This window comes from Bradyrhizobium dasycarpum, from assembly GCF_042019905.1.
Classification (GTDB): Bacteria; Pseudomonadota; Alphaproteobacteria; order Rhizobiales; family Xanthobacteraceae; genus Bradyrhizobium; species Bradyrhizobium japonicum_B.
Genome location: NZ_CP169574.1, coordinates 2,849,430 through 2,865,545 on the forward strand (window position 1 = coordinate 2,849,430; position 16,116 = coordinate 2,865,545).

16 protein-coding genes and 2 pseudogenes are annotated in these 16,116 nt (G+C 64.9%); 6 read left to right on the plus strand and 12 right to left on the minus strand.

Annotation, left to right across the window (positions count from 1 at the left end; genetic code table 11):
* Nucleotides 1-141 precede the first annotated feature (141 nt).
* On the minus strand, nt 142-858 hold the full coding sequence (locus ACETMP_RS13865; RefSeq protein ID WP_375161364.1) for a peroxiredoxin-like family protein: 717 nt from the start codon (nt 856-858) through the stop codon (nt 142-144).
* Between the two features lie 95 nt (nt 859-953).
* Nucleotides 954-1,130, minus strand: coding sequence for a hypothetical protein (locus ACETMP_RS13870; RefSeq protein WP_196236014.1), 177 nt, complete (start codon nt 1,128-1,130; stop codon nt 954-956).
* Between the two features lie 12 nt (nt 1,131-1,142).
* Here ACETMP_RS13870 and ACETMP_RS13875 point away from each other — a divergent pair, with 12 nt between their 5' ends.
* Both ACETMP_RS13875 and ACETMP_RS13880 read left to right on the plus strand, forming a co-directional pair.
* Nucleotides 1,143-1,625, plus strand: coding sequence for a cupin domain-containing protein (locus ACETMP_RS13875; protein ID WP_375161365.1), 483 nt, complete (start codon nt 1,143-1,145; stop codon nt 1,623-1,625).
* 153 nt (nt 1,626-1,778) lie between these two features.
* Nucleotides 1,779-2,981, plus strand: a complete 1,203-nt coding sequence (locus tag ACETMP_RS13880) for an MFS transporter (protein ID WP_375161366.1) — start codon at nt 1,779-1,781, stop codon at nt 2,979-2,981.
* Here the strand turns inward: ACETMP_RS13880 and ccoS are convergent.
* The 10 genes and pseudogenes from ccoS to ACETMP_RS13930 all read right to left on the minus strand — a co-directional run bounded on the left by ccoS (nt 2,978) and on the right by ACETMP_RS13930 (nt 12,490).
* Entirely contained in the window at nt 2,978-3,145 is a 168-nt protein-coding gene (gene ccoS / locus ACETMP_RS13885) for a cbb3-type cytochrome oxidase assembly protein CcoS (protein ID WP_028135119.1), read from the minus strand. The genes ACETMP_RS13880 and ccoS overlap by 4 nt on opposite strands.
* Entirely contained in the window at nt 3,145-5,328 is a 2,184-nt protein-coding gene (locus ACETMP_RS13890) for a cation-translocating P-type ATPase (protein WP_375161367.1), read from the minus strand. Before ACETMP_RS13890 ends, ccoS begins: the two co-directional genes overlap by 1 nt.
* Before the next feature lie 11 nt (nt 5,329-5,339).
* Nucleotides 5,340-5,825: a FixH family protein gene (locus ACETMP_RS13895; RefSeq protein ID WP_375161368.1), complete on the minus strand. Its 486-nt coding sequence runs from the start codon at nt 5,823-5,825 to the stop codon at nt 5,340-5,342.
* 15 nt (nt 5,826-5,840) lie between these two features.
* Complete coding sequence (ccoG, locus tag ACETMP_RS13900; protein ID WP_375161369.1) at nt 5,841-7,307, minus strand: cytochrome c oxidase accessory protein CcoG; 1,467 nt, start codon at nt 7,305-7,307, stop codon at nt 5,841-5,843.
* Between the two features lie 120 nt (nt 7,308-7,427).
* The gene (gene ccoP / locus ACETMP_RS13905; protein ID WP_375161370.1) at nt 7,428-8,303 is read right to left on the minus strand and encodes a cytochrome-c oxidase, cbb3-type subunit III; all 876 of its coding nucleotides are present in this window, start codon (nt 8,301-8,303) and stop codon (nt 7,428-7,430) included.
* A 6-nt stretch (nt 8,304-8,309) separates the two neighbouring features.
* Nucleotides 8,310-8,474 (minus strand): cbb3-type cytochrome c oxidase subunit 3, encoded by a 165-nt coding sequence (locus ACETMP_RS13910; protein WP_028135114.1) that lies wholly within the window; start codon nt 8,472-8,474, stop codon nt 8,310-8,312.
* A 13-nt stretch (nt 8,475-8,487) separates the two neighbouring features.
* A complete protein-coding gene (gene ccoO / locus ACETMP_RS13915) occupies nt 8,488-9,222 on the minus strand; it encodes a cytochrome-c oxidase, cbb3-type subunit II (protein ID WP_375161371.1) in 735 nt (244 codons plus the stop codon).
* A gap of 12 nt (nt 9,223-9,234) precedes the next feature.
* A pseudogene (gene ccoN / locus ACETMP_RS13920) lies at nt 9,235-10,883 on the minus strand (cytochrome-c oxidase, cbb3-type subunit I).
* Between the two features lie 313 nt (nt 10,884-11,196).
* Nucleotides 11,197-11,622, minus strand: a complete 426-nt coding sequence (locus ACETMP_RS13925; RefSeq protein WP_375161372.1) for an HPP family protein — start codon at nt 11,620-11,622, stop codon at nt 11,197-11,199.
* A 34-nt stretch (nt 11,623-11,656) separates the two neighbouring features.
* Nucleotides 11,657-12,490, minus strand: a complete 834-nt coding sequence (locus tag ACETMP_RS13930) for a universal stress protein (protein ID WP_375161373.1) — start codon at nt 12,488-12,490, stop codon at nt 11,657-11,659.
* Between the two features lie 216 nt (nt 12,491-12,706).
* Here ACETMP_RS13930 and fixL point away from each other — a divergent pair, with 216 nt between their 5' ends.
* The 4 genes and pseudogenes from fixL to ACETMP_RS13950 all read left to right on the plus strand — a co-directional run bounded on the left by fixL (nt 12,707) and on the right by ACETMP_RS13950 (nt 16,106).
* Nucleotides 12,707-14,224 (plus strand): sensor protein FixL, encoded by a 1,518-nt coding sequence (fixL, locus tag ACETMP_RS13935; RefSeq protein ID WP_375161374.1) that lies wholly within the window; start codon nt 12,707-12,709, stop codon nt 14,222-14,224.
* Between the two features lie 2 nt (nt 14,225-14,226).
* Nucleotides 14,227-14,844 carry a response regulator FixJ gene (fixJ, locus tag ACETMP_RS13940; protein WP_028135108.1) on the plus strand — a complete coding sequence of 206 codons (618 nt, stop codon included), beginning with the start codon at nt 14,227-14,229 and terminating at the stop codon, nt 14,842-14,844.
* A 43-nt stretch (nt 14,845-14,887) separates the two neighbouring features.
* A pseudogene (locus tag ACETMP_RS13945) lies at nt 14,888-15,305 on the plus strand (response regulator transcription factor).
* A gap of 102 nt (nt 15,306-15,407) precedes the next feature.
* Complete coding sequence (locus ACETMP_RS13950; protein WP_167771794.1) at nt 15,408-16,106, plus strand: helix-turn-helix domain-containing protein; 699 nt, start codon at nt 15,408-15,410, stop codon at nt 16,104-16,106.
* The last annotated feature ends 10 nt before the right edge of the window (nt 16,107-16,116 follow it).

A 16,116-nucleotide genomic window follows, 5' to 3' on the forward strand; every position in this document is an offset into this window, starting at 1 on the left:
GCCCCTTGTGGGAGAGGGGAGCGACGCTGGCAGATCCGGACTCACTTGGGTGAGGGGTATATCTCGGCGGACATCCCTGTATGGGACTAGATACCCTCATCCGGCGCTCCGCGCCGCCTTCTCCCGCAAGGGAAGAAAAGCTCAGTTCTCCCGGCTCGCGCTCTCCAGCGCCGCGAGCAGATCATCGATCTCCATGCGCTTGCGGAAATCGGGATCGACGAAGCGCGCTTTGACCATTCCGTCGCGGCCGACCACGAACACGGCCGGGATCGGCAGCATCCAGCCGTCATTGCCGTGGAATTTCGCCATGTCCTGATACGACAGCAGATGCTGGATCTCGGCGCCGAGCCAGATCGCGAGATTGAGCGAGAGCGCATAGCCGTTGTCGAGATCGGTCAGGATCGGAAACGGCGCGCCGGATTCGGCCTTGAGTTGTCCAGTGTATTCCTGCGTCTCCGGCATGATTGCGACGACCTGCGCTCCCATGGCCTCGATCTGATCGAGCGCCTGGACCACGGCGCGAACATTGAGCCGGCAATAGGGACACCAATGGCCGCGGAAGAACATCACGGCAAGCGGACCGCGCTCCAGCAGCGCAGGCAGCGCGACCAGACGCCCGCCCTCGTCCGGCAGCATGAACGGCGGCATCGCATCGCCGGGACGCGGCGCGGTCTCGCCGCCGCCGTTCCCGCCCAATCTCGCGACCAGGCGATCGACTGCCTCGCCATAGGCCGGAAAGACCGCACGGCTGGCATCGGCATAGGCGCGGAGCTGCTCGTTCAGCGTGCCGTCCATGTCGCGGCAGCGCTGGAAGGCAAGCCTGAGCTGCTCGGCATCGGCTGGCGAGAGAGATGTCATCGTCTGCTCCGGCATTGCATTCGGTGAATATTAGTTTCCCGGTTCGGCTGGCCGCAAGGGGCGGCCGCGATACCGGACGCCAATCGGGCGCCCTGTCATCGGACGCCGAATGGTACGAAAGCGGAAATGCCGTTGCCCAATCGGATCGATAGCCGCCGCGCATCAACATAGCGCATCGCTATCGCATCGAGAGCAAGCCGGCATTTCAGGATCGACGCGATCTCGACCAAGCTCCCGTCATAGCCGGCGACCAGCGAGGTTGCGGCCAACACAGGAGACTTCCCATGTCCAAGCATCCCACATTGTCGCGCCTGGTCTGGTCCGGCCTCGCCGTCGTCGGTGCGCTGACATTCGCGTCGCAGCCTGCCGTCGCGGGCGAATGCCCGGCCGATAAGGTCAAGCCGAACGCGCAAAAGATGGTCGACTACAAGCCGGTCGGCGTCACCGACGTGACGCTGGGCGCCATCGACCTCGGCAAGCAGCCCGCCCGTATCGAGGGCCGCGAGCTGCGCTTCCGCAAGCTGACCATCGCGCCCGGCGGCATCGTGCCGTGGCACAGCCATGACGACCGTCCTGCGCTGATCTTCGTGCAGCAGGGCGAGATCGTCGAATACGCCTCCAACTGCGCCGAGCCGATCGTGCACAAGGCCGGCGACATCCGTCCAGAGGTCCACGGCACCTCGCATTGGTGGAAGAACCTCGGCAAGGAGACCGTCGTTCTCTACGTCGGCGACGTCCGCAAGGATCCCAACGACCATCATATGTAACGGCCTTTGGTAACGGGTCATTCCGGGGCGCGAAGCGAACTATGGAGCGCAATTGCGCACCTGAGAGTCTCGAGATTCCGGGTCTGGTGCTCCGGGCCGCTTTGCGATCCCGTTCGCACCAGCCCGGATGACAGATCTGCGGAGCGCAACGCCATGACCGACCTCTCCACGCCGATCAAGCCGTCCGCGTTGGCGATGGACGCGCATTTGTCCGGTCTCGTGCTTCGCTCGGTCGTGATCGGGCTGACCGCCTTCCTGACGGTCGTCGACCTGTTCGCGACGCAGGCGATCCTGCCGGTGCTGACGCGCCATTACGGCGTCTCGCCCGCGGCGATGGGCTTCGCCGTCAATGCCAGCACCTTCGGCATGGCCGTCGCAGGTCTGGTGATCGGCCTCTTCAGCCCGCGCATCAACAGGCGGACCGGCATCCTTATCAGCCTTACGCTCCTCGCCATCCCGACGAGCCTGCTGGCGAGCGCGCCGAACCTTGCCGTCTTCACGGTCTTGCGGGTCGCGCAGGGCCTGTGCATGGCCTCTGCCTTTGCCTTGACGCTCGCTTATCTCGGCGAGCAATGCAGCACGATTGATGCCGGTGGCGCTTTTGCCGCCTACATCACCGGAAACGTCGCCAGCAACCTCGTTGGCCGCCTCTTCTCGGTAGCGCTCGCCGACGGCCTTGGCCTTGCCTGGAATTTCTACGTCTTCGCCGCACTCAATCTGGCCGGAGCAATCCTGGTCTTCTTCACGATCAAGCGTGTACCGCCGATGCATGCGACCATGCCTGCGACATCGCCGCTGATCGCCGCGATCGCGCACTGGCGCAATCCGTCGCTCCGGGCCGCCTACGGCATCGGCTTCTGCATCCTGTTCGCCTTCATCGGCACCTTCACCTTCGTCAATTTCGTGCTGGTCCGGCCCCCGCTGTCGCTCGGCATGATGGACCTCGGCGTCGTCTATTTCGTCTTCCTGCCGTCGGTCGTCACGACGCTTCTGGCCGGCAGGGTGGCATCAAAGCTCGGAACGCGTCCGACGATCTGGGTCGCGCTCGCCATCGCCGGGCTCGGCCTGCCGTTGATGCTGAGGCCACATCTGAGCGAAGTCCTCACCGGCATGGTTCTGGTCGGCGTCGGCACGTTCTTCGCACAGGCCGCCACCACCGCCTTCGTCGGACAGGCGGCTGCTGACAACCGCGGCATTGCCAGCGGGACCTATCTTGCATGCTATTTTGGCGGCGGGCTGGTCGGTACGGCCGTGCTCGGGCGCCTGTTCGACGCTTTCGGATGGCCAGCCTGCGTGCTCGGCGTCGGCACGGCCCTTGCGGCCGCGGCCCTGCTCACCTTCGCCTTGAAGCGCTAGCGCTTGGTTGGAGCTTCCGGCGCCGGTTCCTCGTCGGCGATGGCGCGCCAGGCGGCACCGTCGAGATCATCGTACTGGCCACTCTTCAGCGACCACAGGAAGGCGACGAGACCGGCACCGCCGAGCATCAGCGCCAGCGGGACCAGGATGACCAGGATCTCCATCACACGATCTCCCGCGAGGCGCTACGCGCGCGAAGCGAATTGAGCATGACCAGGATCGACGATCCGCTCATGGCAGCCGCCGCGATCAGGGGCGTCACGACGCCGCTGATGGCGACCGGCACGGCGAGGACGTTGTAGCCGATCGCGAGCCAGAGGTTCTGCCGCATCAAATGCAGCGCCTTGCGCGAGGCGTCGATGGCGGCAACCACCGGCGCCAGCGGCCGGCCGAGGAAGACGAGATCGGCGGTGGCCTGGCTCAGATGCGCGGCCGAGATCGGCGACATCGAGACATGGGCCGCCGCCAGCGAAGGCGCGTCGTTCATGCCGTCGCCGACCATCAGCACCTTGGCGCCCCGCTGCTTCAGTTCCTCGATCCGCGCGATCTTGTCCGCCGGCGTGACGCCGGCTCGCCATTCGGGAATGTCGAGCGCGTTGGCCGCCGCCTTCACGGCCGCTTCGCGATCACCGGAGAGAATCTCGATGCCGATGTTGCGCGCCTTGAGCGCCGCGATCACCACCTTCGCATCCGGACGCAGGCCCTGGCGGACCGAGAGGAGGAATCTCTCGCTGCCTTTGCTGAATGCGACGATGGAGGCTTCGGGATCGACGCTGCCGACCAGCGCTTCGGCACCGCAGAAAGAGGGGCGACCGAGGCGAAGCTCGACGCCGTCCACGGTTGCGCGGACGCCCTGCCCGGCCTCTTCGACCGCACCGACGACAGGCGATTTGGCGCCGGCGGCCTGGGCGACGGCGGCGGCGACCGGATGATGGCTCGACAGGGCGAGCCGGCCGGCGAGTTCGAAGATGTCGGCGGGGATGTCGGCGGCATTCATCACTTCGAGATCGGGCAGCGTCAGCGTGCCGGTCTTGTCGAAGATGACGTGATCGGCCTCGGCCAGCCGCTCGATTGCGTCGCCGGAATTCAGCAGCACGCCGGACTTGAACATCGCGCCGGAGGCGATGGTCTGCACGGTCGGAATGGCCAGCCCCAGCGCGCAGGGACAGGTGATGATCAGCACCGCAACGCCGGTTACGATCGCATCATGCCAGGACGCACCGGCTATGACCCAGCCGAGGATGGTCAGAAGCGCGGTCGCATGCACTACGGGTGCGTACAGCCGCGAGGCGCGGTCGGCGAGCCGCATGTAGCGCGAACGGGCCTGCAGCGCGTTGTCGAGTAGCCGCGTGATCTCGGCCAGCAGCGTCGCCTCGGAGGCGGCCGAGACCCGCACCCGCAGCGTGCCGGAGATGTTCATCGATCCCGCATAGACCGGCGTGCCCTGCTCGGCCGTGACATAGAGCGTCTCGCCGGTGATCAGGCTCTGGTCGATCTCAGAACGCCCCTCGATCACGGTGCCGTCGACCGCACAGCGCTCGCCGGGCCTCAGCAGCACGATGTCGCCGGGATTGATGGCCGCCACCGGAACCTGCGAGATCTCGTCGGGGCCGACGAACTTGGCGGCCGTCTCCGCCTTGAGCGCGGCGAGATTGCCGGCGACCGCGCGGGTGCGCCGCCGCATGTTCTGGTCGAGGAAGCGGCCGACCAGGAGGAAGGTCAGCAGCATGATCGCCGCGTCGAAGTAAGCGTGCTCGGCGTGGTGGATGGTCTCGACCACGGACATGCCAAGCGCGAGGATCACGCCGATCGAGATCGGCACGTCCATGTTGGTCGTCTTCGCCGACAGCGCGCGCCAGGCGGAGCGGAAGAACGGCTGGCCGGCATAGGCCGCCGCCGGCAATGCGATCAGCGCCGAGAGCCAGTGGAAGAAGTCGCGCTGCTCGGGCAGCATGTCCGAGACGTTGCCCGACCACACCGGGATCGACAGCATCATCACGTTCATGGTGGCGAAGGCGGCAACGCCGAGGCAGCGCAGCAGAAGACGCGATTCGGCGACCTCCGCCGCCTCCGCGCTCTCGGTCTCGAACGGATAGGCCTTATAGCCGAGCTCCTCGAGCCTATCGATGAAGCGGCTAGGGTCGAGCGTGCCCGCCTTCCATTCCAGCGCGACGCGGCGGTCGGTCAGGTTGACACGCGCCAGCGTGACATCGGGGATGGCGGACAAGCCGCGCTCGATCTTGGCCATGCAGCCGGCGCAATGAACGCCTTCGACCGCGAGGTCGATGTGCTGGACGCCCTCGCCCGCGGCCCGGACGTAGTGCGAGAAATCCCGCGTGACGTGCATGACAAAATCCTTCAGTTCAGGATCACGCGGTTGCGCGACAGGAACACGCGCGACCCCCGCGCCTCGCCCTCGATCACCAGGTCCCATTGGCCCGGCGCAACGGATGCGGCATCGCCGCGATAGAGGCCGATTCCGGATTCGGTGAGCTCGACGGCGAGATCGGCGCGCTTGTCGGTCGGCCGCTCCAGGCGTCCGCCGAATTTCAGCCCCGAGATCGGCTTGCCGCCGGCGTCGCGCGCCTCGACCTGCACCAAGGCGCCGCCGTCGTTGCGGCGCTCGATATGGGCGTTGACCTTCCATTTGCGCAGCGCCTGGTCCTGCGCCGCCGAAATCTCGCGGTCGTAGGTCAGGCCTGCGGCATAGGCGCTGTCGACTTCGGTTCCTGGCAGCGTCGCGATCGCCAGCTTCATCATGGTGGCGTTGACGCCGATCACGAGGGCGAAGAAAGCGACCAGCATCAGGAACACCTTGGTTCCGGTCAGCGGCTTGGATGACATGATGGTCTCCTCGACTTACGGCGCAACGAAATTGTCGGTGGCGCTCGCGGCCACGCCCAATCCGATATCCATGACGTGGAAGCGGACCGGAATCGACTTCTCCGGATTGTTCTCGGCGGGCGCGGTGACGAGCAGCCGCAGCTCGCTGGTGGAGTCGCGCGGGATCACGATGATCGGCCGATCCGGCGTCACCGAATCGACTCCGACGACATGCATCGTGGGATTGATCGGCCCCTCCACGTCGATGGCGATGGCGCGATCGTAGCCGCTCTTGTTGAGCAGCCGCACCGTGTAGGCGTTGCGGATCGAGCCGTCGCTGAGCTTGACCGCGACCGGATTGCGGTCGTGCAGCACGTTGACGTCGAGCAGGCTGCGGGTCGCCAGCGTATAGACCATGAAGCCGCCGACCGCCGCGATGATCGCGCTGTAGACGATGGTGCGGGCCCGGACGATCCGGTAGACCGGCGCCTTCCCTTCCTGGCGGCGATGGATGTTGATGTCGTTGTCGTAGCCGATCAGCCGCTTCGGCCGGCCGATCTTGGCCATCACGTTGTCGCAGGCATCGATGCAGAGGCCGCACTGGATGCATTCCATCTGCGGTCCGTTGCGGATGTCGATGCCGGTCGGACAGACCGCGACGCATTGGTAGCAATCGACGCAATCGCCGACCTGTTGGCCGAGCGCGCGCAGCTCGGCGGCCTTCTTGACAGAGGTGCGCTTCTCGCCGCGGTCATAGCGATAGGTGACGTTGAGCGCCCATTCGTCGGTGAGCGCGGCCTGGATGCGCGGCCACGGGCACATATAGGTGCAGACCTGCTCGCGCATGTAGCCGGCGAGGATATAGGTCGTTGCGGTGAGGATGCCGATCCAGATATAGGCGAGCATCGGCCCCTGGAAGGTGACGAGCTCCTTCACCAGCGTCGGCGCGTCGTTGAAGTAGAGCACCCAGGCGCCGCCGGTCCACCAGGCGATCATCAGCCAGATCGAATGCTTGAGCACGATCTCGGAGACACGCTCCAGCTTCAAGGGATCGGACGATTTGGCCTTCTTCATCCGCTCGCGCCGGTCGCCCTCGATCAGGCGTTCGACCGCGTAGAACAGATCGGTCCACACCGTCTGCGGACAGAGATAGCCGCACCAGATGCGGCCGCCGACCGAGTTCATCAGGAACAGCGCCACCGCGGCCACGATCAACAGGCCGGTGAAGTAGTAGACCTCCTGGGGCCACAGCTCGATGAAGAAGAAGTAGAAGCGGCTGTTGGGCAGATCGATCAGCACCGCCTGGCTGGGGGCGCCGAGGCCGCGGTTCCAGCGCACGAACGGCAGGAAATAGTAGATGCCGAGGCAAATCGCCATCAGGCCCCACTTGATCCGGCGGAACGTGCCGGAGACGCTCTGGGGGTAGACCTTCTGGCGGGGCGCATAGAGCGGCCCGACGTCGTCCACAGGCTTGAGCTCGTTCGGATTGACGGTCTTGTTCATCGCTCGGACTTCTGAAAGAGGTGCGATTAAACCTAGACCCGACACCGCCGCGTCAGTTGATCCAGCTCAAACGGGGGCACTTTTGTTCACCCCCGTTTGAGCCTTGATGCCGCGGATCCGCTATTTTCCGCCGCCGAGCGAGTGGACGTAGACCGCCATCGCCTTGATGGTGGCGGGATCGAGCCGCCCTTCCCAGGCCGGCATCACGCCGGCACGACCCTGGCTGATGGTCTCGATCAGGCTCGCTTCGTCGGTGCCGTAAAGCGAGATCTTGTCGGTCAGGTTCGGGGCGCCCACCTCCAGGTTGCCCTTGCCGTTGTCGCCGTGGCAGGCGACGCAGTTTTCCGCGAAGATCTTCTGGCCCTTGGCGGCGTCATATCCGTTTCGGGTCGACAGGCCCGACAGCGAGCGCACGTAATTGGCGACCGTGACGATCTCGTCCGGCTTCAGCACGCCATCCTTGCCGAAGGCGAGCATCTGGCCTTCATGCGCCTTGGCATGACCGGACCGCGCGCCGAACTGGATGGTCTGCATGATCTGGTCGAGCGAGCCGCCCCACAGCCAATCATCGTCGTTCAGGTTCGGATAACCCTTGGCGCCGGCACCGCCGGAGCCGTGGCACGGCGCGCAATTGTCGCCGAACACGGTCTTGCCCTTGGCGCGGGCGAGCGCCAGCAAGGCCGGGTCCTTCTCGATGTCGGCGAGCGAGGCAGTGCCCAGCGCCGCCATCTTGTCACCGCGGATCTTCTCGAGGTTCGCGAGCTCGACCGCGACGTCGGCGCGCGAGGAGTAGCCGAACATGCCGGTGGTATTGCTTTGGATCAGCGGCCAGGCTGGATAGACGATCCAGTAGCCGATCGACCAGAGGATGGTGAGGTAGAAGGTGATCACCCACCAGCGCGGCAGCGGCGTGTTGAGCTCCTTGATGCCGTCCCATTCGTGGCCGGTCGTGGACTTGCCGGAGACGGAATCGATGTCGCTAGAATGATCAGTCATGGTTCTCTACTCCTCCCGCAAGGGCAGGTGCGCTGCCTTGTCGAACACAGCCTTGTTACGGGGCCAGAATGCGTAGGCGATGATCGCGAGAAAGATCGCGACGAACACCGGTGTCCAGATCGTCGTCACGAGATCTGACGCAAGATTGTGGACTGTAAGGATGGCTTTCATCGTTCATGCCTTCTCAGCGAAGATTGGCTTTCTCGTTGTAGATCTTGAAGTCGACCAGCGTGCCGAGCATCTGCAGGTACGCGACGAGCGCGTCCATCTCAGTCGGCGAGCCGGTCTTGCCGTCGAAATTGCGTACGACGGCCTTGGCGTAGCGCTTGGTGAAGGCGTCGGCGCCGGTATTGTCCGGGTCCGCCTGAGCCTTCAAATCGGCAGCCGCATTGGCGATCTGCTCGTCGCTGTAGGGTACGCCGACCGTCCTGAGCGTGCGCATGTCGCCGGCGATCGCATCCGGGTCCACCTCGGCCTTGCCGAGGAACGGATAGCCGGGCATCACCGACTGCGGCACGATCGCGCGCGGGTTGGTCAGATGGGTCACGTGCCAGTCGTCGGAATACTTGGCGCCGACGCGGGCAAGGTCCGGACCGGTGCGCTTGGAGCCCCACTGGAACGGGTGGTCGTACATGCTCTCGGCCGCGAGCGAGAAGTGGCCGTAGCGCTCGACCTCGTCACGCAGCGGACGGACCATCTGCGAGTGGCAGAGATAGCAGCCCTCGCGGACGTAGACGTTGCGGCCCGCCAGCTCCAGCGGCGTGTAGGGCCTGACTCCGTCGACCTTCTCGATCGTGCTCTTGAGATAGAACAGCGGGGTGATCTCGACGAGCCCGCCGATCGCGACCACCAGCAGGATGCCGACGACCAGGATGATCGAGTTCTTTTCGAAAACTTGGTGGCGTGTCCAGAACGACATTGCTTTAGCTCCTCATTCCGCCGGCTGGAGAGCGACGGGCATCTGGACTTCCTGCTCGCCGACGCGAACGGTCATCCAGAGATTGTAGGCCATGATCAGCGCGCCGATCAGGAACAGGCCGCCGCCTGCCGCGCGGATGATGTAGAAGGATGCATCGCCTCGACGGTCTCGATGAACGAATATTCGAGGAAGCCGAGCGAGGTGTAGGCGCGCCACATCAGGCCCTGCAGGATGCCGGACACCCACATCGCCGAGATGTAGAGGACGATGCCGAGGGTCGCGACCCAGAAGTGCCAGTTGACGAGCTTCAGGCTGTACAGGCCCTTGCGATTCCAGGCCCACGGCACCAGGCAGTAGAGCGCGCCGAAGGAGACGAAGCCGACCCAGCCGAGCGCGCCGGAATGCACGTGGCCGATGGTCCAGTCGGTGTAGTGGCTGAGCGAGTTGACCACCTTGATCGACATCATCGGGCCTTCGAAGGTCGACATGCCGTAGAAGGCGACGGAGACCACGAGCATGCGCAGCACGGGGTCGGTGCGCAGCTTGTCCCAGGCGCCCGACAGCGTCATCAGGCCGTTGATCATGCCGCCCCAGGAGGGCATCCACAGCATGATCGAGAAGGTCATGCCCAGCGTCTGCGTCCAGTCGGGCAGCGCCGTGTAGTGCAGATGGTGGGGACCTGCCCAGATGTAGAGGAAGATCAGCGCCCAGAAGTGGATGATCGACAGCCGGTAGGAATAGATCGGCCGTTCGGCGCGCTTGGGGATGAAGTAGTACATGATGGCGAGGAAGCCGGCGGTCAGGAAGAAGCCGACCGCGTTGTGGCCGTACCACCACTGGAACATGGCGTCCTGGATGCCACCCCAGGCAACGTAGGACTTCGAGCCGAACACCGAGACGGGAAGCGCCGGGTTGTTGCCGAGATGCAGCACCGCGATCGTCACGATGAAGGCGAGATAGAACCAGTTCGCGACGAAGATGTGCGGCTCCTTGCGCTTGATGATCGTGACAAGGAAGACCAGCAGATAGACGACCCAGACGATGGTCAGCCACAAATCGGCATACCATTCCGGCTCGGCATATTCCTTCGACTGAGTGACACCGAGCAGATAGCCGGTGCCGGCGATCAGAATGAAGAAATTGTAGCCCAGGACGACGAACCACGGCGCGAGGTCGCCGGCGAGGCGCACGTGGCAGGATTTCTGCACCACGTAGAAGGAGGTCGCGATCAGCACGTTGCCGCCGAAGGCGAAGATCACGGCGGAGGTGTGCAGCGGCCGCAGGCGGCCGAAGCTGGTCCAGGGCAGATCGAAGTTCAGCGCGGGCCAGGCCAGCTGCGAGGCGATGATGAGGCCGACCAGGAAGCCGGCGATACCCCAGAACATCGCCATGAACGCCGAGAACTTGATCGGGCCCATATTGTAGTTGGGGCGTCCGTTGATCTCCGCCGGCGGCAGCGCCGCCGGGCGATCGAGGTAGCGGTTGACGATGACGAACAGCGCCGCGAGGCTCGCCGCCGCGCTGAGCGCGGCATGGAAGGCGAAGGGCGCGTCGAGCGCCTTGGCCGAAGCGATCACGCACAGGAAGGCGGTGACTGCGAACACGACAGCCAAGCCGCTTTCACCGATGGTCATGGATTTGGAAATGGAGGGCTGGCTCATGCGGATTCTCTCTGAAAGAACACACCGCCAGAAACCACATTCGTCCTCACCGGGAATTGATTGAAATCAAGGGCGGCACTTAAGTTCTCCGCAGCCGCCGAAGATCTTGCTGGTTCCCTGTATTTCCGCCGTAGGCGATCGAATTGCCTTCTCTCTTCGTGAAGGCAGAGACCATGCAGGAAACTCACCTGGATGCGGGCTGGCGCCGCATCGACCGTCTTTCCGCGGGAGCTGGTCCGGCGTGACGCGCAAACGGGAGCAGCCTCCGTACAATCACGGAGGCGACGATGAGATTCTCGATCAGGATGGCGCGTCAGTCGCGCGTCGTCGCCTTGAGTGCCGCGATGACGTCCTCGCGGGCGATGATCCCAACCAGCTTCTGCGCGCTGTTGAGCACGATGATGCTCCGGATGCGGTGCTCGACCATGATCTGGAGCACGCGCGTCAGCCGCGTATCGGGGCTGACATAGATGAACTCCGGCGTCATGACGTCGCCGACCCTGCGGCTCATCAGGTCGTCATAGCGCGGCATCATCTGGCTCGGCGTGAAGGCGAAGCACTTCAGGATATCGAACTTGGTGACGATGCCGACCACCTGCCCGTCGTCCTCGACCGGATAGGAGTTGAAATCGTCGGTCTCGAACATCTCGCTGAGCTCGAACAAGTCACGGTCGCGCTGCACCGTCTTGACGTTGCGCGTCATGTAACCGTCGACTGTCTGTTCAAGAAATCTGTACACGGCGCGTCCTCCTCGATTCGATTCCGGCCGGCCGTCAGTGCGACAGCAGCACGCAGCGGGCGGTCTGCGTGACCAGATACTGGGTGACGCCTCCCAGGATCAGTTCACGAAACCTCGAATGACCATAGGCGCCCGCGACGATCAGGCTGGCATCGACGTCCCCTGCGACTTTTTCCAGTTGCGCCGAGGCGTTTCCGTTCCGGGTGCCTTCGCACAGGCGCGCCGTCGCCGTGACGCCATGACGGGCGAGCCAGGCGGCAACGTCGGTGACGCCGGCCATCACGACCGAACGGTCGTCGTCCCGCTCGGGAATTGTCGCGATGGTGACGTCCCTCGCCTTGCGCAGCATCGGCAGCGCGTCGGCCACTGCCCGCCGCGCCTCCGGCGTATCCTTCCACGCCACCAGCACGCTGCGCAGGTCGAGCCACGTGACCCGATCGGGGACGACGAGAAGCGGGCGGCCGGCCTGCATCACCAGGTCCTTGGGACTTGCGAGCGCGAACGCGTCGGAGAAGGCCGGGCTCTGCCCGCCGCTGACGATGATGTCGGCGCAGCGCGCCTGCGTCAGAACGAATCGCGCCGGAAAGTCCATCGCGCTGCGCCACTCGGCATGTCCGCCGCGATTCTTGGTCGCCACCCGGAATTGCGCCTCGAGGCCGGCGAGCCGCCGCTTGACCGAAGCCTCGCCCTCGTCGATCAGCGCTTGGGCCTCGGCGCCGTCGGTGAAATAGAGCGGCGGCGCGAACTGTGCCGCGGCGACCCCGACGATGGCCGCCTCGAATCGTTCGGCGAGCTCACCGGCCACCTGAAGACGCGCCTCGTTGGACTGATCGAGCGCCAGGCTGACCATCACCGTCGCGTATGTCATCGACTATCTCCATATCACCGGGTTTTGTTGAAGCCTAAGCCCGCTGCCGTGCAGCAGGATGAGATAGATCAAAATGAGCGCTTCCGGCTCCCTTGTCCTCCCCAATGGAATCCGCCAGTGAATTCAACGTCCGCGCTTGCCTCGGAGCGCGCCTTGGGCGAAATTGCGCCAGCGGTAACGGCATCCTGCCGACCGCGCCGAGACGAGGAGCAGAGTTTGGCGCCGACCCGCGAGACCCAACCGGCAGACGATGGTCGGGGCGAGCATTTCCCGGTTCGCATCGAGGAATTCGGGGTGGGCACCTGGGACCTTGATCTAAAGACGCACGACCTCGAATGGTCGGACATGGCCAGGCGGCTGTTTGGCCTCGAGCGGGACCAGTCCGTCAGCTACGAGCTCTTTCTGTCTTTGCTGGAACCCGGCGATCGGGACCACCTTCTGAAGGCGATCGGGCGCGCCTCGGAAGGCGGCGGAGGACTTGACCTGTCCTTCAGGTTGGGCGGCGCCTCCGGGACCGGTCAATGGATACGGGCCAGGGCCGGCGTGATCCGGGACGATTCAGGAACGCCACGTCACCTCAGCGGAATCTTCCTCGATATCAACGAGGAAAAGCATCTCGAGGACGCCCTGCGCTCCCAGGAGAATCATCTTCGCTCGATTCTCGAGACCGTGCCGGACGCCATGATCGTCATCGATTCCCGCGGCATCATGCAGCTGTTCAGTAGCGCCGCGGAGCGGCTGTTCGGCTACACCCGGCAGGAAGCCATCGGCCGGAACGTCAGCATCCTGATGCCGGAGCCCGATCAGTCGCGTCACGACAGCTATCTCGTACGCTATCTCAGGACGAATGATCCGCACATTATCGGCATCGGCCGCATCGTGACGGGCAAGCGCCGCGACGGCACGACTTTCCCGATGCACCTGTCCGTCGGGCAGACGCAGCGCGCCGGCGAGCCCTATTTCACCGGCTTCGTCCGCGACCTCACCGAGCACCAGCAGACCCAGGCCCGGCTCCAGGAACTGCAATCCGAGCTGGTCCACGTCTCGCGGCTGACCGCGATGGGTGAAATGGCCTCGGCGCTCGCCCACGAGCTCAACCAGCCGCTGGCGGCGATCAGCAATTACATGAAGGGGTCGCGGCGCCTGCTCGCCGGCAGCAGCGATCCCAACACGCCGAAGGTCGAAAACGCGCTGGATCGCGCGGCCGAGCAGGCCCTGCGCGCCGGCCAGATCATCCGGCGCCTGCGCGACTTCGTCTCCCGCGGCGAGTCAGAGAAGCGGGTGGAAAGCCTGTCCAAGCTGATCGAGGAGGCCGGCGCGCTCGGGCTTGCCGGCGCGCGCGAGCAGAACGTGCAGCTCCGCTTCAGCCTCAATCCCGACGCCGATCTCGTGCTCGCCGACCGGGTGCAGATCCAGCAGGTGCTGGTCAATCTGTTCCGCAACGCGCTGGAGGCCATGGCGCAGTCGCCGCGCCGCGAGCTCGTCGTTGCCAACACCCGCGTCGCCGACGACATGATCGAGGTGGAGGTCTCCGACACCGGCGCCGGCTTCCGGGACGACGTTCTCCCCAATCTCTTCCAGACCTTCTTCACCACCAAGGACACCGGCATGGGTGTCGGACTCTCCATCAGCCGCTCGATCATCGAGGCCCACGGCGGCCGCATGTGGGCCGAGAGCAACGCAGCGGGCGGAGCGACATTCCGCTTCACCTTACCGGCAACGGACGAAAGCTGACCATGACGACCAAGGGACGTGTCTATGTCATCGACGACGACGCCGCGATGCGCGATTCGTTGAATTTCCTGCTGGATTCCGCCGGCTTCGACGTCACGCTGTTCGACGACGCACTCGCTTTTCTCGAGGCCCTGCCCGGCCTCGGCTTCGGCTGCGTCGTCTCCGACGTGCGCATGCCCGGCCTCGACGGGATCGAGCTGCTCAAGCGGATGAAGGCGCAGCAGAGCCCGTTCCCGATCCTGATCATGACCGGTCATGGCGACGTGCCGCTCGCGGTCGAGGCGATGAAGCTCGGGGCGGTCGACTTCCTGGAAAAACCGTTCGACGACGACCGCCTCACCGCCATGATCGAGTCGGCGATCCGCCAGGCCGAGCCCGCCGCCAAGAACGAGGTCGTCGCGCAGGACATCGCCGCCCGCGTCGCGTCCTTGAGTCCCAGGGAGCGCCAGGTCATGGAAGGGCTGATTGCGGGCCTCTCCAACAAGCTGATCGCCCGCGAATACGACATCAGCCCGCGCACTATCGAGGTCTACCGGGCCAATGTCATGACCAAGATGCAGGCCAACAGCCTCTCGGAACTGGTCCGGTTGGCGATGCGCGCCGGCATGCTCAACGATTGAGGCAGGTCAAGGCACCTTCCCGGCGCGGTGCTAACCAGACAACATGATCGAGGTCAGCTCACCCCCTGCGCGGCCGTCATCCCCGGCCCGACCCACCGTCTTCGTGGTCGACGATGACGCCGCCGTCCTGGGATCCCTGCGGTTCCTGCTGGAGACCGACGGCTTTGCCGTGCGGACCTTCAGGAGCGGCACGGCGCTGCTCAACCTCGGCAGCGCGGCCGGACCGGACTGCTACGTCATCGACTACAAGATGCCCGACATCAACGGCATCGACCTGGCCGGCCGCTTGCGCAAATCCGACCGCGATGCGCCTGTAATCCTGATCACCGGCTATCCCGACGAGAACATCTCGGCCCGGGCGGCGACGGCGGGCATCAAGGAGGTGGTTTTGAAGCCGCTTCCTCGAGGAAAACCTGGTCAAGTGCATCCGCCACGCCATCCAGGACCGTCCCGTCGCCTGACCTACGGGATTCTACGTAAGGCGCCCCCCTTAAGATATCGATCGAAATTTTCGAAGCCCCCGATACCGCGTACCAAGGCGCCATCACAACGGAGATGGCGCAATGCTGACCCAGACGATCAACACCCCCGCGATCAACACCCAGATTATCGGCAAGGCCGCTCCCGCCCATCCCGTCACCGACCAGTTCGGCGCCATCACCGGCCACGTGGGTCTGGTCGCCACGGAATTCTCCTACCGCAAGGACGAGGAGATCTATGGCGAGGACGAGCCGGCCGAATATGTCTACCAGGTCGTGTCGGGCGCAGTGAGCAGCTACAAGCTGCTTTCCGACGGCCGTCGCCAGATCGGCGCTTTCCATCTTCCCGGCGACGTGTTCGGCCTCGAGTCCGGCCCGGCTCACCGCCTTGCCGCCGAAGCCATCATCGACACCACCGTGCGCCTCGTGAAGCGCGCGAGCCTTGAGAAGGCCGCCGGCACCGACGTCCAGGTTGCCCGCAAGCTTTGGGCGATGACCGCCTCCGAGCTGCGCCATGCCGAAGACCACATGCTGCTGCTGGGCCGCAAGACCGCGATGGAGCGCGTCGCGACCTTCCTGCTCGAAATGGACCGCCGCCTCGCCGTCGCCGGCATGATGGCGCTGCCGATGTGTCGCCGCGACATCGGCGACTATCTCGGCCTCACCCTTGAAACCGTGTCGCGCGCGCTGTCCCAGCTTCACACCCAGGGCATCCTCGGCTTCTCCGGCGCCCGCCAGATCGTGCTGCGCAACCGCCAACGTCTGCAACATCTGGACGCCTGAGCTTCGCCTG